This window comes from Gluconacetobacter johannae, from assembly GCF_014174305.1.
Classification (GTDB): Bacteria; Pseudomonadota; Alphaproteobacteria; order Acetobacterales; family Acetobacteraceae; genus Gluconacetobacter; species Gluconacetobacter johannae.
This window is the reverse complement of sequence record NZ_JABEQH010000002.1, coordinates 125,468-146,171: the sequence shown is the minus strand read 5'-3', so window position 1 is coordinate 146,171 and position 20,704 is coordinate 125,468. Positions and strand designations below refer to the sequence as shown.

21 protein-coding genes are annotated in these 20,704 nt (G+C 67.9%); 9 read left to right on the top strand and 12 right to left on the bottom strand.

The genetic code is table 11. From position 1 onward, the window contains the following. Positions 1-12 precede the first annotated feature (12 nt). The 3 genes from HLH21_RS02210 to rimP are packed head-to-tail and all read right to left on the bottom strand — an operon-like array spanning position 13 to position 2,887. On the bottom strand, positions 13-687 hold the full coding sequence (locus HLH21_RS02210) for an RNA-binding protein (RefSeq protein ID WP_246379055.1): 675 nt from the start codon (positions 685-687) through the stop codon (positions 13-15). A gap of 25 nt (positions 688-712) precedes the next feature. Beyond that, positions 713-2,260 carry a transcription termination factor NusA gene (gene nusA / locus HLH21_RS02205; protein ID WP_182940615.1) on the bottom strand — a complete coding sequence of 516 codons (1,548 nt, stop codon included), beginning with the start codon at positions 2,258-2,260 and terminating at the stop codon, positions 713-715. A gap of 18 nt (positions 2,261-2,278) precedes the next feature. Further along, on the bottom strand, positions 2,279-2,887 hold the full coding sequence (gene rimP / locus HLH21_RS02200; RefSeq protein WP_182940613.1) for a ribosome maturation factor RimP: 609 nt from the start codon (positions 2,885-2,887) through the stop codon (positions 2,279-2,281). Between the two features lie 200 nt (positions 2,888-3,087). Here rimP and HLH21_RS02195 point away from each other — a divergent pair, with 200 nt between their 5' ends. The 3 genes from HLH21_RS02195 to HLH21_RS02185 are packed head-to-tail and all read left to right on the top strand — an operon-like array spanning position 3,088 to position 6,002. Beyond that, on the top strand, positions 3,088-3,687 hold the full coding sequence (locus HLH21_RS02195) for a hypothetical protein (protein WP_182940611.1): 600 nt from the start codon (positions 3,088-3,090) through the stop codon (positions 3,685-3,687). Then, positions 3,684-4,952: an AAA family ATPase gene (locus tag HLH21_RS02190; RefSeq protein ID WP_182940609.1), complete on the top strand. Its 1,269-nt coding sequence runs from the start codon at positions 3,684-3,686 to the stop codon at positions 4,950-4,952. The genes HLH21_RS02195 and HLH21_RS02190 overlap by 4 nt, the downstream gene beginning before the upstream one ends. A gap of 36 nt (positions 4,953-4,988) precedes the next feature. After that, complete coding sequence (locus HLH21_RS02185) at positions 4,989-6,002, top strand: hypothetical protein (protein WP_182940607.1); 1,014 nt, start codon at positions 4,989-4,991, stop codon at positions 6,000-6,002. Between the two features lie 47 nt (positions 6,003-6,049). Here HLH21_RS02185 and HLH21_RS02180 read toward each other — a convergent pair whose 3' ends face one another. The 4 genes from HLH21_RS02180 to acnA all read right to left on the bottom strand — a co-directional run bounded on the left by HLH21_RS02180 (position 6,050) and on the right by acnA (position 12,214). Continuing rightward, on the bottom strand, positions 6,050-6,943 hold the full coding sequence (locus HLH21_RS02180) for a LysR family transcriptional regulator (protein WP_182940605.1): 894 nt from the start codon (positions 6,941-6,943) through the stop codon (positions 6,050-6,052). A gap of 123 nt (positions 6,944-7,066) precedes the next feature. After that, positions 7,067-8,578, bottom strand: coding sequence for an ABC transporter substrate-binding protein/permease (locus tag HLH21_RS02175; RefSeq protein WP_373319643.1), 1,512 nt, complete (start codon positions 8,576-8,578; stop codon positions 7,067-7,069). 122 nt (positions 8,579-8,700) lie between these two features. Further along, positions 8,701-9,444 carry an amino acid ABC transporter ATP-binding protein gene (locus HLH21_RS02170; protein WP_182940603.1) on the bottom strand — a complete coding sequence of 248 codons (744 nt, stop codon included), beginning with the start codon at positions 9,442-9,444 and terminating at the stop codon, positions 8,701-8,703. Between the two features lie 76 nt (positions 9,445-9,520). Then, positions 9,521-12,214 (bottom strand): aconitate hydratase AcnA, encoded by a 2,694-nt coding sequence (gene acnA / locus HLH21_RS02165; protein WP_182940601.1) that lies wholly within the window; start codon positions 12,212-12,214, stop codon positions 9,521-9,523. Positions 12,215-12,469: 255 nt separating this feature from the next. Here acnA and ccmA point away from each other — a divergent pair, with 255 nt between their 5' ends. Both ccmA and ccmB read left to right on the top strand, forming a co-directional pair. Next, on the top strand, positions 12,470-13,117 hold the full coding sequence (gene ccmA, locus HLH21_RS02160) for a heme ABC exporter ATP-binding protein CcmA (RefSeq protein ID WP_182940813.1): 648 nt from the start codon (positions 12,470-12,472) through the stop codon (positions 13,115-13,117). Further along, positions 13,114-13,794, top strand: a complete 681-nt coding sequence (ccmB, locus tag HLH21_RS02155; protein ID WP_182940599.1) for a heme exporter protein CcmB — start codon at positions 13,114-13,116, stop codon at positions 13,792-13,794. Before ccmA ends, ccmB begins: the two co-directional genes overlap by 4 nt. Before the next feature lie 33 nt (positions 13,795-13,827). On the opposite strand, the gene HLH21_RS02150 is transcribed toward ccmB, so the two are convergent. Together HLH21_RS02150 and HLH21_RS02145 are read right to left on the bottom strand one after the other, a co-directional pair. Then, the gene (locus HLH21_RS02150) at positions 13,828-14,214 is read right to left on the bottom strand and encodes a copper resistance CopC family protein (protein ID WP_182940597.1); all 387 of its coding nucleotides are present in this window, start codon (positions 14,212-14,214) and stop codon (positions 13,828-13,830) included. A gap of 1 nt (position 14,215) precedes the next feature. Next, positions 14,216-15,346, bottom strand: coding sequence for a type III PLP-dependent enzyme (locus HLH21_RS02145; protein WP_182940595.1), 1,131 nt, complete (start codon positions 15,344-15,346; stop codon positions 14,216-14,218). A gap of 335 nt (positions 15,347-15,681) precedes the next feature. On the opposite strand from HLH21_RS02145, the gene HLH21_RS02140 reads away from it, so the two are divergent. Next, positions 15,682-16,674 carry a YihY/virulence factor BrkB family protein gene (locus HLH21_RS02140; RefSeq protein ID WP_373319644.1) on the top strand — a complete coding sequence of 331 codons (993 nt, stop codon included), beginning with the start codon at positions 15,682-15,684 and terminating at the stop codon, positions 16,672-16,674. A 9-nt stretch (positions 16,675-16,683) separates the two neighbouring features. Here HLH21_RS02140 and HLH21_RS02135 read toward each other — a convergent pair whose 3' ends face one another. Then, the gene (locus HLH21_RS02135; RefSeq protein ID WP_264811856.1) at positions 16,684-17,322 is read right to left on the bottom strand and encodes a septal ring lytic transglycosylase RlpA family protein; all 639 of its coding nucleotides are present in this window, start codon (positions 17,320-17,322) and stop codon (positions 16,684-16,686) included. A 328-nt stretch (positions 17,323-17,650) separates the two neighbouring features. Between HLH21_RS02135 and aroQ the strand changes: the two genes are divergently transcribed. The 3 genes from aroQ to accC are packed head-to-tail and all read left to right on the top strand — an operon-like array spanning position 17,651 to position 19,892. Then, complete coding sequence (aroQ, locus tag HLH21_RS02130) at positions 17,651-18,106, top strand: type II 3-dehydroquinate dehydratase (RefSeq protein WP_182940591.1); 456 nt, start codon at positions 17,651-17,653, stop codon at positions 18,104-18,106. Then, complete coding sequence (locus HLH21_RS02125) at positions 18,103-18,549, top strand: acetyl-CoA carboxylase biotin carboxyl carrier protein (protein ID WP_182940589.1); 447 nt, start codon at positions 18,103-18,105, stop codon at positions 18,547-18,549. Before aroQ ends, HLH21_RS02125 begins: the two co-directional genes overlap by 4 nt. Continuing rightward, a complete protein-coding gene (gene accC / locus HLH21_RS02120) occupies positions 18,549-19,892 on the top strand; it encodes an acetyl-CoA carboxylase biotin carboxylase subunit (RefSeq protein ID WP_182940587.1) in 1,344 nt (447 codons plus the stop codon). The genes HLH21_RS02125 and accC overlap by 1 nt, the downstream gene beginning before the upstream one ends. Positions 19,893-20,004: 112 nt before the next feature. On the opposite strand, the gene HLH21_RS02115 is transcribed toward accC, so the two are convergent. Beyond that, on the bottom strand, positions 20,005-20,385 hold the full coding sequence (locus HLH21_RS02115; RefSeq protein ID WP_182940585.1) for a type II toxin-antitoxin system death-on-curing family toxin: 381 nt from the start codon (positions 20,383-20,385) through the stop codon (positions 20,005-20,007). Continuing rightward, positions 20,382-20,612, bottom strand: coding sequence for a hypothetical protein (locus HLH21_RS02110; protein ID WP_182940583.1), 231 nt, complete (start codon positions 20,610-20,612; stop codon positions 20,382-20,384). The genes HLH21_RS02115 and HLH21_RS02110 overlap by 4 nt, the downstream gene beginning before the upstream one ends. Between the last annotated feature and the right edge of the window lie 92 nt (positions 20,613-20,704).

Sequence of the window (20,704 nt, the reverse complement as noted above, 5' to 3'; positions counted from 1 at the left end):
GTACCCGCCTGTTCACACCCGTCCGGCGGATCGGTCCGCCGAACCGGGGACCGTCCTGCCGGACAGCCCCGTAAAACGTTCATTATCGACGCGGAAACGCCGCGCCAGCTCGCCATGCGACATCGCCGCATGCACGACATGGTCGCGGCCGAATGCCGCCCCCAGACCCGCCGCCGTAGGAATTTCCACAACCGGAAGGTCCCGTGCGCCGGACAACAGCCTCGCCCTTTCGTCCGGGCTGCCGTCCTCGGCCTGGATGACCAGACCGGCGCGACCGCCCGCAATCCATTCCCGCACCTTGGCGAAGCCGCAGACAACCTGCCCGGCACGCCGCGCAAGCCCCACTGTGTCCATCATCCGGCGCAGAAGTCCGCTTTCCAGGATATCGGCCAAATCGGGTGGAACGACAACCTGTCCACGGGCGGCACGTGCAAACGCCCCCCGAGTCCGGGCCGTTTCTAGCACATCCCGCCGCGCGCTCAACCAGATTCCCCGTCCGGGCAGACGCGCGGAAAGATCAAGCGTCAAAACCCGGTCCGGGGAGACCACGAAACGCACCATGGTCTCGGGCGACGCGCGGTCACGGGTGACGATGCAGCGCCGCAGCGGCCCGCGCTCGTCCTCCTCCTCCCGCTCGATCTCCTGGTTCACGTCCAGGTCCCCGCCCATGCCTGTGTCCCGATCCATGCCGTCCCGTGCGATCGCGCGCCGATCAGGCGTCGGACGCCTCCTCCTTCGTGGCGGCGGCCGGCGCGGCCTCCTCGCCCTCGAACCAGTGGGCGCGGGCGGCCATGATGATCTCGTTCGCCGCTTCCTCGTCGATCACGTCGCCGCCCAGCATCTCGACCAGTTCGTCGCCCGCCAGGTCGGCCAGGTCGTCCAGCGTCTTCACGCCCTTCTCGCCCAGGGTGACCAGCATCTGGTTCGAGAACACACCCAGCACGGCGATGTCGTCCGACACGCCCAGGCCCCGGCGCTTTTCGTCCAGCTCGTCCTCGCGCCGGGCCAGGAAGCCCTCGGCGCGGCGGACCAGCTCGCCGGCCACGTCCTCGTCGAATCCTTCGATCTCGGCCAGTTCGTCGGCGTCGGCGTAGGCCAGTTCCTCGATCGAATGGAATCCTTCGGTCACCAGCAGGCCGGCGATGACGTCATCCACGTCCAGCGCCTCGACGAACAAATTGCTGCGACGGCGGAATTCTTCCTGCCGGCGCTCGGATTCCTCGGCCTCGGTCAGGATGTCGATGTCCCAGCGGGTCAGCTGGCTGGCCAGGCGGACGTTCTGCCCGCGCCGACCGATCGCAAGGCTGAGCTGCTCGTCGGGAACCACGACCTCGACCCGCCCGGCTTCCTCGTCCATCACCACCTTGGTGACTTCGGCCGGCGCCAGCGCGTTGACCACGAAGGTCGCGGCCTGCGGGCTCCAGGGAATGATGTCGATCTTCTCGCCCTGCAGTTCCTGCACCACCGCCTGCACGCGCGATCCGCGCATGCCGACGCAGGCGCCGACCGGGTCGATCGAGGCGTCGCGCGAAATCACCGCCATCTTGGCGCGCGATCCGGGATCGCGGGCCACGGCCTTGATCTCGATGATGCCGTCATAGATCTCGGGCACTTCCTGCGCGAACAGCTTGGCCAGGAACGCCGGATGGGTGCGCGACAGGAAGATCTGCGGGCCGCGCGGCTCGTCGCGCACGTCATAGATATAGGCCCGCACGCGGTCGGAATTGCGGAAGCTTTCGCGCGCGATCAGCTCGTCACGGCGCAGCAGCGCCTCGGAACTGCCGATCTCGACCATCAGGTTGCCGTACTCGGTCCGCTTGACGGTGCCGTTCACGATCTCGCCCACGCGGTCCTTGAATTCGTCGTACTGGCGCTTGCGCTCGTATTCGCGCACGCGCTGGACGATCACCTGCTTGGCGGTCTGGGCGGCGATGCGGCCGAAATCGATCGGCGGCAGCGGGTCGATCAGATGCTCGCCAAGCTGGATCTCGGGCTTGAACTTGCGCGCGATATGGAGCGGGATCTGCGTTTCCTCGTTCTCCACGACCTCGACGGCCTCGGTCCAGCGGGACAGGCGCACGTCGCCGGTCCGGCGGTCGATGGTCGCGCGAATATCCTTTTCGTGCCCGTACTTGGCGCGGCCGGCCTTCTGGATGGCCTGCTCCATCGCCTCCAGCACCTCCTCCCGGTCGATCGCCTTCTCGCGCGCGACGGCATCGGCCACCAGCAGCAGTTCAGGACGGGAAACGGACGTATCCATCAGAGCCTCCAAGGCGTCTCAGTGGGTCTTGTGCACCGGCGCGGGGCCGGGCTTCGGGGTCGATTCCGGGGCTTCGGCTCCGGGGGAGGGCTCGGCCTCCGCGGCGTCGGACGCACGCATCATATGGGCGCTGGCCGCGATCAGCTCATCCGTCAGGACCAGCCGCGCCTTTCGCAGGTCCGACAGCGGCAGCGCCGCCTCGGTCCCGTCATCCAGGCGCAGCCGCCCGACGCCGTCCTCGGCGCCCAGCAGGATGCCGGCAAAGCGCTTGCGGCCGTTGATGGGGATATTCACCTCGGCCTTCGCCAGATGACCGGCAAAGCGGTTCCAGTCCTTCGCCCGCGTCAGGGGGCGGTCGATTCCCGCCGAGGACACTTCCAGCGTCCACATGCCGGGCAGCGGGTCCTCGACATCCAGGACCGCGCCCACCGCGTGGCTGATCTGCTCGCAATCCTCGATGCGGATCAGCGTGCCGTCGGCGCGGTCGGCCATGATCTGGACCGTCGGGCTTTCGCGACCCAGGATCGCGACCCGCACCAGTTCGAATCCCATGTCCGCCAGGACGGGCGCCACGATGGCGGCCAGCTTGGCGTCCAGGCCGGTCAGGAAGGGCAGATCTTCGTCCAAGACAAAAAAGGCGGCCGGTCAGGCCACCCCCCAAAAAAGCGGAAGATGAAGGAATGGTGCGGATATAGGCCACAACGCGCCGCACCGCAAGGTCCCGGTGCGGGGCCGTCGCACAAGGCCGTGTGCGGCACATTACATTACAATAAGATCCCCCTTTCGATACTTGCACGCCGGCCACCGCCGCCCGCATGATGCGGGCCATGACGCAGGCGCCAGACCCCGCGACACGACCCGCACCGGACGAGTCCGGCCCCGGCAGCCGCCGGGCGCTGTGGTATGGGCTTGCGGCGGGCGTGATCGTCGCCGCGGGCTTCAGCGCCCGGATGGCGAACGAGGCCCCCCGGCCCGCGCCGGCGCCCGCCGTCAGCGACGCCACCGCCGGGGCCATGCCGGCCGCCGCCCACAGCCTGACCGCCGTCGAGCAGTTCGCCATGGTGTCGCCCGACAATGCCCCCCAGGCGTTGCTGCAATCGGGCCTGACGCCGGACCAGCAGGCGACGGTCCTGGCGGGCATCAGGCGCCGCGAATACCGGCTGGTACGCATGCCCATCTATGACGAGGCCGGGACCGGCGGGGTCGTCACCGTACGCTCGGGCGGCATCGCCCAGACCGTGCCGCTGGGCGCGCAGCCCCGTGTCGTGCTGCTGCCGATCCGCATGTCCGGCGAGGTCGATATCATGCCGGTCGCCGATCCGGGGCCGGCAGGGGTGGCGCCAGGGGCGATCACCGTGCTGGGCCCGACGCCGCTGCCCGTCATCCATCGCGATGAGATGCTTGTGCTGAATGTGATCGTCCAATGAAGGCGCTTCTGCCCGCCCTGAACCGGCTGATGCCGGTGATGATGGTGATCTTCCTGATCCTGGCGAGCCTGCAGGCCGCGGCGTCGCTGCATCTTTCACTCGCCAGCCTTTCCCATTTCATGGAATGGTGTGGGCCGGCCTTTCCCGTGCTGACGGCCGGGAGCAGCCTTCTGGCCCTGGCGGGACTGATGTTCGAGACCCGCGCCGAACGGCTGGCACGCAAGGGGCTCCGACGCCGACGGGGGTGGATGATGGATGTATTAGCCAGACTGACCAACCGCACCGCGCTGGAAGAGATGATGGCGCAGGAACGCAGGGAAACGGTCATCGACGCCGAGGAACTGGCGGCCGGGATGCGCGCGCGCGTCATCGGCCAGGACCAGGTGTGCGAGGACATCGCCGCCCAGTTGCGCCGCCGGATGGCGTTGCAGGTACGCGGCAAGCCGGTGGGGATCTTCCTGCTGGCCGGCCCGCCGGGCACCGGCAAGACCTACCTGGCCAAGCAGATGGCCCGGCTGCTGGACCGGCCGCTGCTGCATTTCGACATGACGCAGATGAGTTCGCCGCACGCCGCGACACAGCTGTTCGGCTCGCCCAAGGGCTATGTCGGGTCCGACACGTTCGGCAAGCTGACCGGCGGCCTGAAGGAAAAGCCCGATGCCGTCGTGCTGCTGGACGAGATCGAGAAGGCGCATCCCGACGTCTTCAAGAAATTCCTGACCGCGTGGAACGACGGCCATGTGACCGAGGCCTCGACCGGGCAGCAGGTCTCGACCGTGCGGTCCATCTTCGTGCTGACGTCCAACATCGCGACCGAGGCCCTGTCGGAAATCGCCGACCGGCTGGCGGATGAGCCCGACCGCATGCGCGCCGAGTCGGTCGAGGCCCTGCGCCAGGCCGGCTTCGCCCCCGAGGTCCTGAACCGCCTGGACCGGATCTTCGTCTTCCGGTCGCTGACCGGCCTGGATGTCGCCCGCGTCGCGGCGCTGGAGATCGAGGCGATGATCGACAGCTACGGCCTGAAGGTCGAGACCGGCGGCATCGACCCGACGCTGCTGTTCGAGGTCATGCGCCGGCAGAACCGGATGGGCGCGGCCGCCAGCGCCCGCGACCTGGTCCGCTCGATCGAGGACATGATGAGCGATTCGCTGATTTCCGCCCGGCAGCAGGGCGCCAAGCTGGTGCGCGTCGTGTCCGGCGAAAACGGCGTCACCGCCGAAATCGCGAATGATGCCGAGGCACAGCGGGCACGGATCGCCCGCTGATCCGTCCCCCCCATTCCCTTGTCCCGGTTCGTCTGAATGTCCGCTGCCTCCCGCCTGTGGCACCGTGCGCCGTTGTGGCGCACGTGCCTGTTTTCCATCCTGATCTTCACGGCGCTGACGCTGCTGTATCCGCCGGCGTACCTGACGCGGGCGATTCCGGCGCTGCAACCCGTCATCGACCGGATCAACCGGACGCTGGGCCGCAGCACGCCCCCACCCGCGCCGGCGCCCGACGCCGCCCCCGCGCCCGCGCCCGATGCGCCGCCGGACGCACCGCCGGGCCAGTCGGCCGACGGGGCCGGGGCGCCGGCGGCGGGCGGGCCGGGGGGCACGCAGGTCGCGGCCCCGCCGATCACGTCGGACCTGTCGGGGGCGATTCCCTTTGCGGGGCGCATCCTGCCGCTGCCGGCAGGGATCTGGCATCCGGTGCTGACGACGCAAAGCGGCCCGCACGGCGAATTGCTGAGCAACGTCCTGGTACGGGCCGAAGGCGGCGTCGTCACCGGCGTCATCATCGCGCGCGGCAGCACGCAGTCCCTGCCGCTTTCGACCGTCGACGCCATGAACAATGGCTGCCACGACGACCGGAACTACCTGTCGCGCGTCATTACGACCGACCCCAAGGTGATGGAATGCTGGTTTACCGGCCATGTCCAGATCGAGGGACAGCCGCTGAGCGACAGCATCGATATCCAGACCGCCTTCAACCGCCTGCACGTGCTGGGCTTCCCGATTCCCTACGTCATGCTGGTCGCAACCTGGGATTATGCCGAAATCGCCGCCGACCACGGCGCGAATATCGAGAACGTGACCATCCTGCTGAGCCCCGCGCGCAAGGGCACCATGACCCTGCCGGCCCCGCCCGACCAGTGGATGAAGCAGCTTCTGCCACAGAATCCCGGCGCCGAACGTTTCGTGCGCCAGGCCAATGACTGGATGGACGGCTGGACGACGATGCTGCGCCGGGGCTTCCACGGCACCCTGTCGGCCGGAGCGCCGGAGCTGGCACGCGCCGCACGCGACCCGGCGTCGGTCATGGCCGCGGACTGACGGCTGCCCGGGGCAGAAGGTCGGGTTCGGGGAGAGCCCGTCCTTCCTTACGCCTGGCGCAGGACGTCCGAAATATCGATCAGGAAATCCAGCACGGTGCGGGTACGCAACGGCAGGGTGCGGGGACCGGTATGCACGGCGTAGAAAGGCAGGTCGGGGACCGACCATTCGGGGAACAGATGCACCAGATGGCCGGCCGCGATTTCCTCGTGCACCTGGAAGGACGGAAGCAGGCCGATTCCCAGGCCGGCGACCACGGCCTGTAGCACCGCCTCGCTGCTGTTGGCGCGGAAGGGGCCGCTGGCGGCGACCACGCTTTCCTCGTTATTGCCTTCGAAATGCCAGTCGTGCCGGGTGCCGCCATAGGTATAGGCGATGCAGGGATGGGCCAGCAGGTCGCGCGGATGGTCCGGCGTGCCGCGCCGCGCCAGGTAGTCGCCCGACGCCACCGCGATGCGCTTGACCGTGCCCAGACGGCGGGCGATCAGCGACCCTTCGGCAATTTCGCCGACGCGTACCGCCAGGTCCAGCCCTTCCTCGACCAGATCGCCGAAGCCGTCGCGCATGATGAGTTCGACCGACAGGTCCGGATGCTTGTCCAGCAGTTCGCCCAGCCGGCCCGTCATGTACAGGCCGAACGCCGTGGTCACGCCCAACCGCACCAGGCCCGAGACCGACGCCCGCCGGCGGCCCAGCGCGGTTTCGGCGGTTTCCAGGATTTCCAGGACTTCGTAGGCGTGGGGCAGCAGGCTGCGCCCGTCCTCGGTCATCATCAGGCTGCGGGTGGTCCGGGCGAACAGGGTCGCGCCGTAATGGGTCTCGAGCAACGCGATGTGCCGGGAAATCGTCGGCTGGCTGGCCCCGGTTTCACGGGAGACCGCCGAAAATGAGCCCGTCGCCGCAACGCGGACGAAACTGTGGAGGGCAGAAAGCAGGTCCATGGCACCGATTTTCAGTATTTCACTGAACGCCGTTCTAAACTTTGGGTCATTTATGCACAATGTAGCATAAAACAGCGCCGACATGTGCCAGACGCATTCGCCACGCGCCGCCGGCCCGGATGATTACGGGTGCCCCCCATGGCCCGGGCGGCGCTGTCCCGTCACGAACCGGGCCTCGGCCATGCGCGCCAGGCGCACGAAGGGCAGGCCCAGCAGCAGGTAGGCCGCGCCGATCAGCAGGCCGGTGCCGAAATAATCGTAATAGGTCGAGGACAGCCGGACATAGGTCTGGCTGAGTTCGGTCAGGGTGATGACGCTGACCAGCGACGAATCCTTGAGCAGCGAAATGAAATCGTTGGTCATGATCGGGATGACCATCCGCACCGCCTGCGGCACGACGACGAAGCGCAGGGCCTGCATGTGCGTCATGTTCAGGGCCAGCGCGGCCTCGATCTGCCCGCGCGCGACGGATTGCAGGCCGGCGCGGTAATTCTCGGCCTCGTACGCCGCATAGTTCATGCCCAGCGCCAGCACGCCGGCGACGAAGGGCGACAGGCGCAGCCCCACGCCCGGCAGGGCGTAGAAGATGAACAGGATCTGGATCAGCAGCGGCGTGCCGCGCACGATTTCGACATACAGCGTCGCAAGCATGGCCAGCCAGCGCGGCCCGTAGCGCCGCGCCAATGCCAGCGCCAGCCCCAATGCCACCGCCACCACCATCGCGCAGGCCGACACCACCAGGGTCAGGACCGCCCCGTGCAGCAGCAGCGGCAGGAAGCCGACATAGCGCGCCAGCCGCGCCCGCCATCCCGCACGCGGCGCCGTGGCCTCCATGTAATGCCGCCAGGCGTCGGGGGCGATGTCGGAGGCGCCCCGATCGCCCGTCAGCTCCGCCATTTCGGGCGTCCATAACTTCCACCGCGCCAGGATCCGGTGCAGTTCGCCGTCGCGCATCATCGCGTCCAGCGCGCCGTTCACCTGGTCGCGCAGGGCGGTGTTGCCGGTGGCGACGGCGATACCGTAGGAAATGCGCCCGATCGGCCCGCCCACCAGCTTCAGCTCCGGGTCCGGCGCGCCGTAATAGAGCGAGATGGTGCCGTCCAGCAGCACGGCATCCAGCCGCCCGTTCTTCAGGTCGGTATAGGCGTTGGTCTCCTCCTCGTACGACCGGATGCGGATGCTGGGATCGGCCTGGAGCATCCTCTCGGCCGTCGTGTCCTTCAGCGTGCCGACGACATGGCCATGCAGCGCCGCCAGTGTGTCCAGACCCTGCTGGTCGCGCCGGACGGTGATGCGTTCCGACGTCACGTAATAGGGATGGCTGAACGCGACGCCCTGCTCATGCTCCGGCGTGATCTCGATCCCGTCGATCACCATGTCGTACAGCCCGCGCTGCAGGCCGGGGATCAGCCCGTCCCAATCGTTCTGCACGAACTGGGTCGGCCGGCCCAGGCGGCGGGCGATGGCCTGGGCGATGTCATATTCATATCCGATCAGGCGCGATTGATCGGCCGGATCGTGGAAGACGAACGGCACGTTCGCCTCGGCATCCGACGCCCAGCGCAGGGGGGCCGCGCGGGCGGCGCCCGCAAGCCCTGTCACCAGCAGGATGGCCATCAGGCACGCGAAAACCATAAATTTCGGCCCGAAGACGCGCTTTGCCGGGCACCGGGGCGGAGCGGCCTTGTCGGCCGTGAGGCCCGGAGCGCAGGAAACACGCGTCGGATCGCCGGCAAACCACATCTTCAGGCCGACATTCACAGGACGGACCTCAGGAAGCGACGGGTTCGCACATCCTGCGGCGATACGTACAGGATGTCGGGGTCGTCGATCTCCACGATCTCGCCGCCTTCCATGAACACGACGCGGTCCGACGCCGCGCGGGCGAAGCGCATGTCGTGCGTCACCACGATCTGGGTCATGCCGTCCTCGTCCAGCGCCCGCATGACGGACAGGACTTCCTCGGCCAGTTCGGGATCGAGGGCCGAGGTCGGTTCGTCGTACAGCATCACGTCCGGGCGCATCGCCAACGCCCGGGCGATGGCGGCGCGCTGCTGCTGGCCACCCGACAGGGTGTCGGGATAGCGCGCGGCAATGGCCGACAGGCCCACCTTGTCCAGCAGGGCCAGCGCCTCGGCCCGGGCCGTCTCGGCGGGCAGGCGCTTCACCCGCATGGGCGCCAGCATCACGTTGTCCAGAACGGTGCGGTGGGGAAACAGGTTGAAGGACTGGAACACCATGCCGACATGCGCGCGCAGGCGATGGGCCGCGTCCTCGTCCGCGCGGGTCCAGCGGCCGCCGGCGCGGGTGATGGCGACGTCGGCGATCGCGACCGCGCCGCCGTCGGGGATTTCAAGGAAATTGAGGCAGCGCAGGAAGGTCGATTTCCCGCAGCCCGAAGGCCCGATGATCGACACCAGTTCCCCGCGCGTCACCGACAGCGAAATGCCGCGCAGCACCTCGTGCCCGTCGAAGGTCTTGCGTACCTGCTCGGCGCGCACGACGGGGTCGGCAAAAAACGCCGGCCCGGAATGATCCGGGCCGGCGCGGTAATCGTCAGACAGAGAAAAAAGCGGCTCAGGCAGCTTTGGTCATCCCACGCAAGACGTACTGGAGGATGCCACCATGCCGGTAATACTCGACCTCGTCCAGCGTATCGACGCGGCAGAGCAGCGGCACCTCTTCCGTCGTGCCGTCGGCGCGGGTGATCGACATCGTCAGCGTCATGCGGGGCGTGATGGCGTCCAGGCCCTTGATGTCGATGACTTCGTCACCCTTCAGGTTCAGCGTCTTGCGCGTCATGCCGTCCTTGAACAGCAGGGGCAGGACGCCCATGCCGACCAGATTGGAGCGATGGATGCGCTCGAAGCTTTCGGCGACCACGGCGCGAACGCCCAGCAGCAGGGTGCCCTTCGCCGCCCAGTCGCGCGACGACCCCATGCCGTATTCCTTGCCGCCGAAGACGATCAGCGGCACGCCTTCCTGCTTGTACGCCATCGCCACATCGTAGATCGAGCCTTCCTTCCCGTCGGGGAAGTGCTTGGACAGGCCCCCTTCGGTGCCCGGCAGCATCTCGTTCTTGATGCGGATGTTGGCGAACGTGCCGCGCACCATGATGCGGTCGTTGCCGCGACGCGACCCGTAGGAGTTGAAGTCCGCCTTGGAAACCTGATGTTCCTTCAGGTAGACGCCCGCGGGCGCGCTTTCCTTGATCGCGCCGGCCGGCGAGATGTGGTCGGTGGTGATGTTGTCACCCAGCAGCGCCAGGACGCGCGCGCCGACGATGTCGCCCTTCGGCTTTGGCTCCGGCGTGATGTCCTGGAAGTACGGCGGGTCCTGCACGTAGGTCGAGGTCGGATCCCACTTGTAGGTCTCGGACCCGGTCGCGACCTTCAGGGCCTGCCATTCCTTGGTGCCCTTGCTGATCTGGCTGTAGCGGTTGATGAATTCCTCACGCGTGATGGAGGAACCGATCAGGTCCGCGATCTCCTTGTTCGTGGGCCAGATGTCCTTCAGGTACACCGGCTTGCCGTCCTTGGAGGTGCCCAGCGACACGGTGGTGATGTCCTCGCGCATCGTGCCCAGCAGCGAGTACGCGACCACCAGCGGCGGGCTGGCCAGGTAGTTGGCGCGCACGTTGGGCGAGATGCGGCCCTCGAAGTTGCGGTTGCCGGACAGGACCGACACCGCCACCAGCTTGTTGCCCTCGATCGCATCGACGATATGGTCTTCCAGCGGGCCGGAATTGCCGATGCAGGTCGTGCAGCCATAGCCGACGGTGTTGAAGCCCATCGCGTCGAGTTCTTCCGTCAGGCCGGCGCGGTTCAGGTAGTCGGTCACGACCTGCGAACCCGGCGCCAGCGACGTCTTCACCCACGGCTTCGGCTTCAGGCCCAGCGCACGGGCCTTCTTCGCGACCAGGCCGGCCGCGATCAGCACCGCCGGGTTGGACGTGTTGGTGCACGAGGTGATGGCCGCGATCACCACGTCGCCGTGGCCGATCTCGTAATTGGTGCCGGCCACCTTGGCCTTCTTGTGCGCGTCGGCGGCGGGGACGCCCAGGCTGCCCGTCAGCTCGGTCTCGAAGGCGCTGGTGGCGTTGTTCAACGGCACGCGGTCCTGCGGACGCTTCGGGCCGGCCAGCGACGGCACGACGGTCGACAGGTCCAGTTCCAGCGTGTCGGTGAACACCGGCTCGGCCGTCTCGGCGGTGCGGAACATGCCCTGGGCCTTCAGATACTCGGCCGTCAGCTTGATGCGATGTTCGTCACGGCCGGTCTGGCGCAGATACTCCAGCGTCAGGTCGTCGACGGGGAAGAAGCCGCAAGTCGCGCCGTATTCGGGGGCCATGTTGGCGATCGTCGCGCGGTCGGCGACCGGCAGGTGATCGAGCGCCGGGCCGAAGAATTCGACGAACTTGCCGACCACGCCCTTCTTCCGCAGCATCTGCGTGACGGTCAGCACCAGGTCGGTCGCCGTGGCGCCCTCGGGCAGCTTGCCGATCAGCTTGAAGCCGATGACGTCGGGGATCAGCATCGCGATGGGCTGGCCCAGCATCGCAGCCTCGGCCTCGATGCCGCCCACGCCCCAGCCCAGCACGCCCATGCCGTTCACCATCGTGGTGTGGCTGTCGGTGCCGTACAGGGTGTCGGGGTAGGCGTAGTCCTTGCCGCCGACCTGCGCGGTCCACACCGCCTGGGCGATGTATTCCAGGTTCACCTGGTGACAGATGCCGGTTCCGGGCGGCACGACCGAGAAATTCTCGAACGCTTCCTGGCCCCAGCGCAGGAAGGCGTACCGCTCGCCATTGCGCTCGAACTCGATGGTGACGTTCTTCTGCAGCGCCTCGGGCGTGCCGGCGACGTCCACCATCACCGAATGGTCGATGACGAGGTTGACGGGAACCAGCGGGTTCACCTTCTGCGGGTCGCCCTTCAGCTTCAGGATGCCGTCGCGCATCGCCGCCAGATCGACGACGGCGGGAACGCCGGTGAAATCCTGCATCAGGATGCGCGCGGGCTTGAACGGCACCTCCTGCGTGCTGCAACCCTTCGGCAGCCAGGCGGCGATCGCCTTGGCGTCATCGACGCTGTACGAGCGCCCGTCCTCGAAGCGCAGCACGTTTTCCAGCAGCACCTTCAGGCTGACCGGAAGACGACTGACATCGCCGATCGTCTTCTCCGCTTCGGGAATCGAGAAATAATGGTACGTCTTGCCGTCTACTTCGAGCGCGCGGCCCGTCTTAAGTGAATCGTGCCCAACCGACTTCATTGGTTTTTCCTCCGAGGCGTCAGCAACGGATTATCCAAATTGAAGCACGACATCCACATTCGGATGGCGGTGTGATCCACCTGGACAACCGGCTTGATCTCCCAACGGGGGTAGAACATACCCGGACCCGGTTTCGACACAAGCTGGCCCCGGTAACAAGAACGCGGGAACACCCCGTTCCGTCGCCGGACCGGTTCCGCCGCGAACGATCCGAGGAGCATCGTCATCTCTGCCTTTCCCCCCCTGGCCCGCCCGCTGCTGGACGTTGAAAATATCTCCGTTTTCCGCGGGGAGCGGCTGGTGCTCGACGGAGTCGGGCTGGCGCTGGACGCCGGTGACGCGCTGCTGCTGACCGGGCCGAACGGCGCCGGAAAATCGACCTTGCTGCGCGTCCTGGCAGGACTGCGTAAACCGGAAGGCGGCCATGTGCTGTGGGCAGGGATCGACGCCCTGGCCGACCGCACGGCCCACGCCGGCCGCGTCGCCTACCTGGGCCACCAGGACGCGCTGAAGGCGGGGCTGACCCTGCGGGAAAACCTGTTGCTGGCGGCCCGCGCGGCCGGGTCCGATCCGGATGAGGCCATGGCGGCTCTGGACCTTTCGGGACTGGCCGACCTGCCGGCCCGGATGCTGTCGGCGGGGCAGAAACGCCGCGCGGCGCTGGCGCGGGTGATGCTGGCGCGGGCGCCGCTATGGCTGCTGGACGAACCCAGCCTGGGGCTGGACAGCCGCGCGATCGGGCTGCTGGAGGGGCTGTTTCGCACCCATCGTGACACTGGCGGAATCGTGATCGCAACCACCCACGTTCCTCTGCCGCTGGCGCACCCGAAATCGCTGGTCCTGCCCGATCCGAACGACGCGGCCCGCGACGATGCGCGCACAAGCCTGGACGATGCGACATGAGCCCGCAGATCCCCGCCCTGATCCTGGCGGTCGTGGGCCGCGACCTGCGGCTGGCCGTCCGGCACGGGGCGGACACGCTGGGCGCCGTGCTGTTCTTCGTCCTGGCGGGCGCGCTGTTTCCGCTGGCGCTCGGCCCGTCGCCCGACCTGCTGCGCCGGATGGCGCCGGGCATCGTCTGGGTCTGCGCCCTGCTGGCCGCCCTGCTGCCGCTGGACCGCCTGTTCGGATCGGAACTGGAGGACGGATCGCTGGACCAGTTGATGCTGACCGGCCTGCCGCCCGCGCTGGTGGCGCTGGCCAAGATGGCGGCGCACTGGCTGACCACGGGCCTGCCGCTGCTGTTCGCGGCGGGGCCGCTGGCGATCATGCTGGGACTGCCCGTGCCCGTGCTGCCGGTGCTGCTGGCCGGGCTGCTGCTGGGCACGCTGGTGCTGTCGCTGATCGGCGGCATGGCGGCGTCGGTCGTGCTGGGGGCGCGGCGCGGCGGGGTGCTGCTGCCGCTGCTGGTCCTGCCGCTGGCCACCCCGGCCCTGATCTTCGGCGCCGCGGCGCTGGACGCGGCGCAGACCGGCCTGCCCTGGCAGCCGGACCTGGAACTGCTGGGCGCGTTCCTCGCCGCCGCACTGCCGCTGTGCCCGCTGGCGGCGGGGGCGGGGTTGCGCGCGGCGGTGGAGTAGCTTCTGCCGGGTTCGAACAGAGCCCGACTTTAATCAGGGCGCCACGGAGAACGGCAGGTCGCCCTCCGTCATCCGCCCGTCCCGCTCCCAGACCTGCCAGTGCAGCTTGTACGATCCGGGGGTGACCGGGGCGGTGGTCGAAATCGCATGGTCGTCGGTGGGCGGGGGCACCATCATCAGCATGGGCGCGCCGGACGGCCCGGTCAGCATCATGCGCGACCGCACGGGATCGAGCGCCGCGTCGAAATGCAATGACACGGCAAGGGTCCCGGCGGCGACGACGGAGCCCGCCGCGGGCGTCGCGGACAGCAGATGCGCCCGCGCCGAGGCCGAGATGGGCGCCAGCAGGACGGGCAGCACCACCAGCAGGGCCGGAAGCCGCCCGGACCGTACCCTGCCGGACCGCGCGACCCCCGCCATGTCAGATATAATGCTCGCTCAACGGCGCGAAGCCGTTGAAGCGGGTCGAGCAGTAGGTCGAGACATACGCCCCGGTGGACAGCAGTTCGATCCGGTCGCCGCTGGCGAGGTCCAGCGGCAGGGCGTAGGGCGCCTTTTCATACATGATGTCGGCGCCGTCGCAGGTCGGGCCGGCGATCGCCACCCGTCCGGTCGGCGACCCGTCATGGGGCGTGCGGATACCGTAGCGGATCGACTCGCCCTCGGTCTCGGCCAGGCCGCCGAACCGGCCGATGTCCAGATAGACCCAGCGCGTGTCGCCCGGCAGGCCGCGCCGGGTGACCAGCACGACCTCGGTCGACACCACGCCGGCGTCGCCGACGATGAAGCGCCCCGGCTCGACGATCATTTCCGGCAGGTCATTGCCGAAATGTTCGGTCATCGCGTGGCTGATGGCCAGCGCGAAGCGGTCGATCTCGGGCACGTCCTCGCGGTAGCGGATCGGGAAGCCGCCCCCCAGGTTGACCATGCGGAGGTCCAGCCCGGCCGTGGCCAGGTCGGTGAACAGCATGCCGACGCGCGCGATCGCGGCTTCGTAGGCGTCGGTCGTGGTCTGCTGGCTGCCGACATGGAACGACAGGCCATAGGGGTCCAGCCCCATGTCCCGCGCGCGCAGCATCAGGTCGCGCGCGCTGTCCAGCGTCGTGCCGAACTTGCGCGACAGCGGCCATTCCGCGCCCTCGTTCTCGACGATCAGGCGGCAGTAGACCCGCGCGCCAGGGGCATGGCGGGCCAGCTTTTCCAGTTCCTCGATGCTGTCGAAGGCGAACATGGTGATGCCGGCCTGATGGGCTTCGGCAATGGCCGAGGCCTTCTTGACGGTGTTGCCGAAGGAAATGGCCCCGGCGTCCGCCCCGGCCGCCAGGCACAGGCGAATTTCCTCGGCCGACGCGGCGTCGAACGACGAGCCGAGCGATACCAGCCGGCGCAGGATCTCCATCGCCGGGTTGGCCTTCACGGCGTAATAGACGCGCGCCAGCGGCAGGGCCGCGTGCAGTGCGCGGTACCGGGCCTCGACACGGTCGACATCGACGACCAGGCATGGCGTCGCGGGGGCCTGTTCGGCCAGAAAACGGGCGATTTTGGGGGTCATCGCACCCAAATCCCTTCTGTAGCGTCCATCCGGATCAAAGCCGGGCGGGAGTTGCGAAACGGTCTAACGGACCAGCGACCAAGACTGGGCCCCACGCGGGGATCCCGATTGCCAGAACGCTTGACGTCGTTGCGTAACCTCAGAGGGCCAGTGGCACGTGCGTTGTTGCGTGGGGAGCGCATATGAGGGCAATACGCCCCCGACGCAACAGAAAAATCGACCTGACCGCAGGTTTTTCGGTAGGAATGTCATCATGCTGGCGCGAAGGGCACACCCGACGCGATTTGCCGTGGCTCCGCCCGCCGCCAACCCGACACCCGACCCATGGAGCGCGCTTGATTACTTCCCGGCCGGATGATCCCCGCCTTGCCCCGAATCCGGCCGCCGGGACCGACGCCGAGGCGTGCCTGCCCTCGGTCCATACGTTGCGCCGCATCTGGAAGCCGGTCCTGCAGCGGATCCTGCGTAACCTGTCGTCCGATCAGATCACGCTGGCGGCGGCGGGATGCGCGTTCTACGCCACGCTGTCGCTGTTCCCCGCCATCAGCACCCTGATCTCGATCTACGGGCTGGTGTTCGACCCGCAGACCGTGGAACCGCAACTGGAGATGCTGCGGCTGATGCTGCCGCCCTCGGCCTTCGCGCTGATCGGCGAGCGGATCCACACGCTGGTCGCGCAGTCCCATTCGTCGCTGACGCTGAACCTGATCGTATCGACCGCCGTGGCGCTGTGGTCGGCATCGGCGGCCACGCGGTCGATCATCTCGGCCGTCAATATCGCCTATGACACGCAGGAAACCCGCAGCTTCCTGCGCTTCCAGCTGATGGCGATCGGCATGACGCTGTGCGCCATCTGCGGCGCGGTCATGGCGCTGGCGGTGCTGGTGGCCCTGCCGGTGCTGATCGATTTCGTCCCGGCCCGGCTGGGCATGGCGCCGCCGCCCTGGTCGGTCGAACTGCTGGTCCAGATGGGCGGCCCGCTGCTGCTGCTGCTGTTCGTGCTGGCGGCCTGCGCGCTGCTGTATCGGTTCAGCCCGGACCGCGCCATCACGCACTGGGTGTGCATCCTGCCCGGATCGGTCGCCGCCACGCTGATCTGGATCGTGTCGTCGGTGGGGTTTTCGTACTATGTCAGCGCGATCGCCAGCTACAACGCCACCTACGGTCCGCTGGGCGCGGTGGTGGCGACGATGATGTGGTTCTTCGTCACCGCCTACGTGATCCTGCTGGGCGCGGAGCTGAATGCCGGGCTGGAGGCCGAAATGCACCTGCGCCCCGGCAACGGCGGCCACGATGCGGGCCATCGGCGGGGCTATCCGGCCGGCTGAGCGGGCGCATCAGGGGCGGCGTGGCGCGCCCGGTTCGGCGGCGGCGATCGCCTCGGCGCTGGTGTCGTCGGGTTCGGCCTGCGCGACCTCGGTCAGGGGTTCGATGACGACATGGGCGGTGCCCGCATCCAGCATCCCGATCCGCGCGGCGGCGGCCGGGGACAGGTCGATGATGCGGTGATGCAGGAACGGCCCCCGGTCATTGACCGTCACCACCACCGAACGGCCGGTATCCTGCGAGCGCACCAGCACCCGCGTGCCCATCGGCAGGGTCGGGTGCGCCGCGGTCAGCGCATGCGGGTCGAACGGACGGCCCGAGGAGGTCGAACGCACTTGCCGCAGGTGGCCATACCAGCTTGCCACCCCATGTTCGGACCAGGACAGGGCCGAACGGCTGGCGGTCATCAGCCGGTGGGACCGCCGGGCCAGGGCCGCGCGGACCGATGCCGCCCAGGCGGTCACCGGATGGCCGGCCGTCGCATCGGCATCGGCCCCGTCCGCACCGGCGGCGAGGGGCGCCTTATTTTCCGCCGGGGCTGTCGCTTCCCGGCCACAGGCGGTGGACGCGAAGGCGAACAGGCACGCTACCATCGCCAGCAGCCGGCCGCCCGATCGTATCCGCCCCGTCTTCCGATCCTGTTCCAGCACGTTCCCCAATCCTGTTCGGCCAATCCGCCAATAACGACAGCCATACAATAAACCCGGGACCGGAAATTCAAGGATTTTCTGCCTCACACCGCGCGGCACCACCGGACGGCGTCCTGGCATTTCCTTGAATAAGTGTCGCCGATTCAGAGTTTTCGGGGTGGAATGTGGCAATTTTCAGTCATCATTATTGTGCGCCGCACCCTGCGATCGGCCCCCTTTGCCCGGCGTCCGCCGCGACGGCCCACCCAAGGTCGCCGGGGGGCGGGCGGCGGGGGCGGCGATCATTCTCTTGGAACGGGATGACGGTCGTGCTACGGCGCCTGTCACAATGGTGCGCCCTCTTATCGCGGTCCTCAACGGACCCAACCTCAACATGCTCGGACTGCGGCAGCCCGACGTCTACGGTCGGGCGACCCTGGACGACGTGGAGCAGATCTGCATCCAGGCCGCCGAACGGCTGGATGTGGCCATCGACTTCCGCCAGACCAACGGCGAAGGCGAGCTGGTGTCGTGGGTCCAGGAATGCCGGAACCGCGCGCGGGGCATCGTCATCAACCCGGCCGCCTACGGCCATACCTCGATCGCCCTGCTCGACGCGCTGCTGGCCGTCGACCTGCCGGTGATCGAGGTGCATATCTCCAACATTCATCGGCGTGAGGAATTCCGCCACCATACCTACTGCTCCCGCGCAGCCGCAGGCGTCATCTGCGGGCTGGGGGTGCGCGGGTATGCGCTGGCGCTTCAGGCGATGACAGACATGATTCTGGACGAGGACGATCGATGAGCCGACTGCTCGTGGACGCGGATGCCATTCGGGCATTGGCTGAAATCCTGACCGAAACCGGCCTGACCGAGATCGAGATCGCGGAGAAGGACAACCGCATCCGCGTCGTCCGCGCCGCCGCCGGCCAGGTCCATGCCCTGCCCGCCGCCGCCCCGGTCGCGGTCCCGGTCGCCGCCGCCCCGGCCGCCCCCGTCGACCCGGCCAAGCATCCGGGCGCGGTCACCAGCCCGATGGTCGGCATCGCCTACCTGACGCCGGACCCCGGCGCCCCGGCCTTCGTCACCGAAGGCCAGACGGTCGCCGCCGGCCAGACCCTGATGCTGATCGAGGCGATGAAGACCTTCAACCAGATCAAGGCCCCGCGCGCCGGCACGCTGAAGGCGCTGCTGGTGGCATCGGGCGATCCGGTCGAATTCGGCGAAGCCCTGGCCATCATCGAGTAATGTTCGCCAAGATCCTCATCGCCAATCGCGGCGAAATCGCCCTGCGGGTCCTGCGCGCGTGTCGCGAGCTGGGCATTCGCACGGTCGCGGTCCATTCCACCGCCGACGCGGACGCCATGCATGTCCGCCTGGCCGACGAGGCCGTGTGCATCGGGCCGCCGGCCACGCGGGATTCGTACCTGAACGTCGCCGCCATCCTGTCGGCCGCGACCATCACCGGCGCCGACGCGATCCATCCGGGCTACGGCTTCCTGTCGGAAAACGCCGATTTCGCCGAGACGGTCGAGGCCCACGGCCTGGCCTTCATCGGGCCGACCGGCGCCCATATCCGGATGATGGGCGACAAGATCACCGCCAAAACCACCATGAAGGCGCTGGGCGTGCCGCTGGTCCCCGGATCGGACGGCGCGCTGGCCAGCCTGGACGATGCCCGCGCGGTGGCCGAGCAGGTCGGCTATCCGGTGCTTATCAAGGCGACGGCAGGCGGCGGCGGGCGCGGCATGAAGGTCGCGCACACCGCCGACGAGCTGGAGGAGGCCTGGAGCGTCGCGCGGACCGAGGCCCGCACGGCCTTCGGTAACGACGAGGTCTATCTCGAAAAATACATGGACCGCCCCCGGCATATCGAGCTGCAGATCCTGGCCGATTCCCACGGCAACGTGGTGCATTTCGGCGAGCGCGACTGCTCGTTGCAGCGGCGGCACCAGAAGCTGCTGGAAGAAGCCGGGTCGCCGGCCCTGACGGCCGAGCAGCGCGACGCCATCGGCGCCACCGCCACGGCGGCACTACGCAAGCTGGGCTACCGCAACGCCGGCACGCTGGAATTCCTGTACCAGGACGGGCAGTTCTGCTTCATCGAGATGAACACCCGCCTGCAGGTGGAACATCCGGTGACCGAAATGGTCTGCGACGTCGACCTGGTGCGCGAGCAGATCCGTATCGCGGCCGGGCAGGCCCTGGGCTACGACCAGTCGGACATCCGTTTTTCCGGCCATGCGATCGAATGCCGGATCAATGCCGAGGACCCGGCGACCTTCCTGCCGACCCCGGGCACCGTCACCATGTTCCACCCGCCGGGCGGCCTGGGCGTGCGGATCGACAGCGCGCTGTACACCGGCTACCGCGTGCCGCCCTATTACGACAGCATGATCGGCAAGCTGATCGTGCACGCCCCGACCCGCGCCGAAGCCATCGCGCGCATGCGCCGCGCGCTGGACGAATTCGTGATCGAAGGCGTCAAGACGGTGATCCCGCTACATCGCCAGATCCTGGACGACCCCGCATTCCAGAAAGGCGAGTACACCATCCACTGGCTGGAACGCTTCGTCGCCTCCCGCACGTAACGGTCCGGGCACGGAAGGTCGGGCGCCGCCCGAACCCGGCAAAGGCCTCGGCCCTTGCATCCCGTCCGTTTCATGAAGTCCGGGGTTTGCAAAAGGACGAGGCTGCATACGATCAGAACGCCCCCGCAGCGCCCTTATTCCGCAGCCAGGGATGGAGATGGTCGAAATCGAATGTTCCGGCGGCATAGAGGCCGAGCATGAAGTCTTCCGTTTCCCCGGCACTGGCGGTCCATCGCGCGCCGTTGATGGCGAGGAAGGTCCAGGTCACGGCAAAGGCGGTGCGCTTGTTGCCGTCAATGAAGGGATGGTTCTGCGACAGGCTTTCCCACAGCGCCGCCGCTTCCTCGATCAGGTCGGCATAGTAGCCGGTCTGCGGCCGGAAGAGCGCCGCTTCCAGCAGGCCCAGGTCCCGTACCCCGCCCGCGCCACCATAGCGGGCAATCTGATCGTCATGAATGGCCAGCACTTCCGTGACGGCCAGATGGTCCGTCACTCCGCCAGCTTCCGGTAGAGCGGCGCGAACGCGTCATGGCTGGCCTGGTAGGCGGCCATGACATGCGCGCGCGGACGCTGCCGTTTCCGCTTCTCGATCAGATCGGCCAACGCCTCATCGACCAGGGCCTGAAGCTGCCGTCCCTCGCTACGGGCCAGATCGCGCACCGCCTGCAGGATCTGCGGATCGACCTGGGTGGCAAATTTCTCACGCTGCGGATTACCCATGACACCTCTCCTGTCAGGTGCATCAGGATATCATGACAGATCATGATTCATCAAGAAATGTCACCCTTCCGGAATGGGCCGCTCTTGCGGCC

What these genes read in the sequence shown, in the direction of transcription:
- acnA (WP_182940601.1), bottom strand. Translation starts at nt 12,214, where the DNA reads ATGAAGTCGGTTGGGCACGATTCACTTAAGACGGGCCGCGCGCTCGAA.
- nusA (WP_182940615.1), bottom strand. Translation starts at nt 2,260, where the DNA reads ATGGATACGTCCGTTTCCCGTCCTGAACTGCTGCTGGTGGCCGATGCC.
- HLH21_RS02125 (WP_182940589.1), top strand. Translation starts at nt 18,103, where the DNA reads ATGAGCCGACTGCTCGTGGACGCGGATGCCATTCGGGCATTGGCTGAA.
- HLH21_RS02110 (WP_182940583.1), bottom strand. Translation starts at nt 20,612, where the DNA reads ATGGGTAATCCGCAGCGTGAGAAATTTGCCACCCAGGTCGATCCGCAG.
- HLH21_RS02175 (WP_373319643.1), bottom strand. Translation starts at nt 8,578, where the DNA reads ATGGTTTTCGCGTGCCTGATGGCCATCCTGCTGGTGACAGGGCTTGCG.
- HLH21_RS02195 (WP_182940611.1), top strand. Translation starts at nt 3,088, where the DNA reads ATGACGCAGGCGCCAGACCCCGCGACACGACCCGCACCGGACGAGTCC.
- aroQ (WP_182940591.1), top strand. Translation starts at nt 17,651, where the DNA reads ATGGTGCGCCCTCTTATCGCGGTCCTCAACGGACCCAACCTCAACATG.
- HLH21_RS02145 (WP_182940595.1), bottom strand. Translation starts at nt 15,346, where the DNA reads ATGACCCCCAAAATCGCCCGTTTTCTGGCCGAACAGGCCCCCGCGACG.
- accC (WP_182940587.1), top strand. Translation starts at nt 18,549, where the DNA reads ATGTTCGCCAAGATCCTCATCGCCAATCGCGGCGAAATCGCCCTGCGG.
- HLH21_RS02180 (WP_182940605.1), bottom strand. Translation starts at nt 6,943, where the DNA reads ATGGACCTGCTTTCTGCCCTCCACAGTTTCGTCCGCGTTGCGGCGACG.
- HLH21_RS02185 (WP_182940607.1), top strand. Translation starts at nt 4,989, where the DNA reads ATGTCCGCTGCCTCCCGCCTGTGGCACCGTGCGCCGTTGTGGCGCACG.
- HLH21_RS02210 (WP_246379055.1), bottom strand. Translation starts at nt 687, where the DNA reads ATGGATCGGGACACAGGCATGGGCGGGGACCTGGACGTGAACCAGGAG.
- ccmB (WP_182940599.1), top strand. Translation starts at nt 13,114, where the DNA reads ATGAGCCCGCAGATCCCCGCCCTGATCCTGGCGGTCGTGGGCCGCGAC.
- HLH21_RS02150 (WP_182940597.1), bottom strand. Translation starts at nt 14,214, where the DNA reads ATGGCGGGGGTCGCGCGGTCCGGCAGGGTACGGTCCGGGCGGCTTCCG.
- HLH21_RS02190 (WP_182940609.1), top strand. Translation starts at nt 3,684, where the DNA reads ATGAAGGCGCTTCTGCCCGCCCTGAACCGGCTGATGCCGGTGATGATG.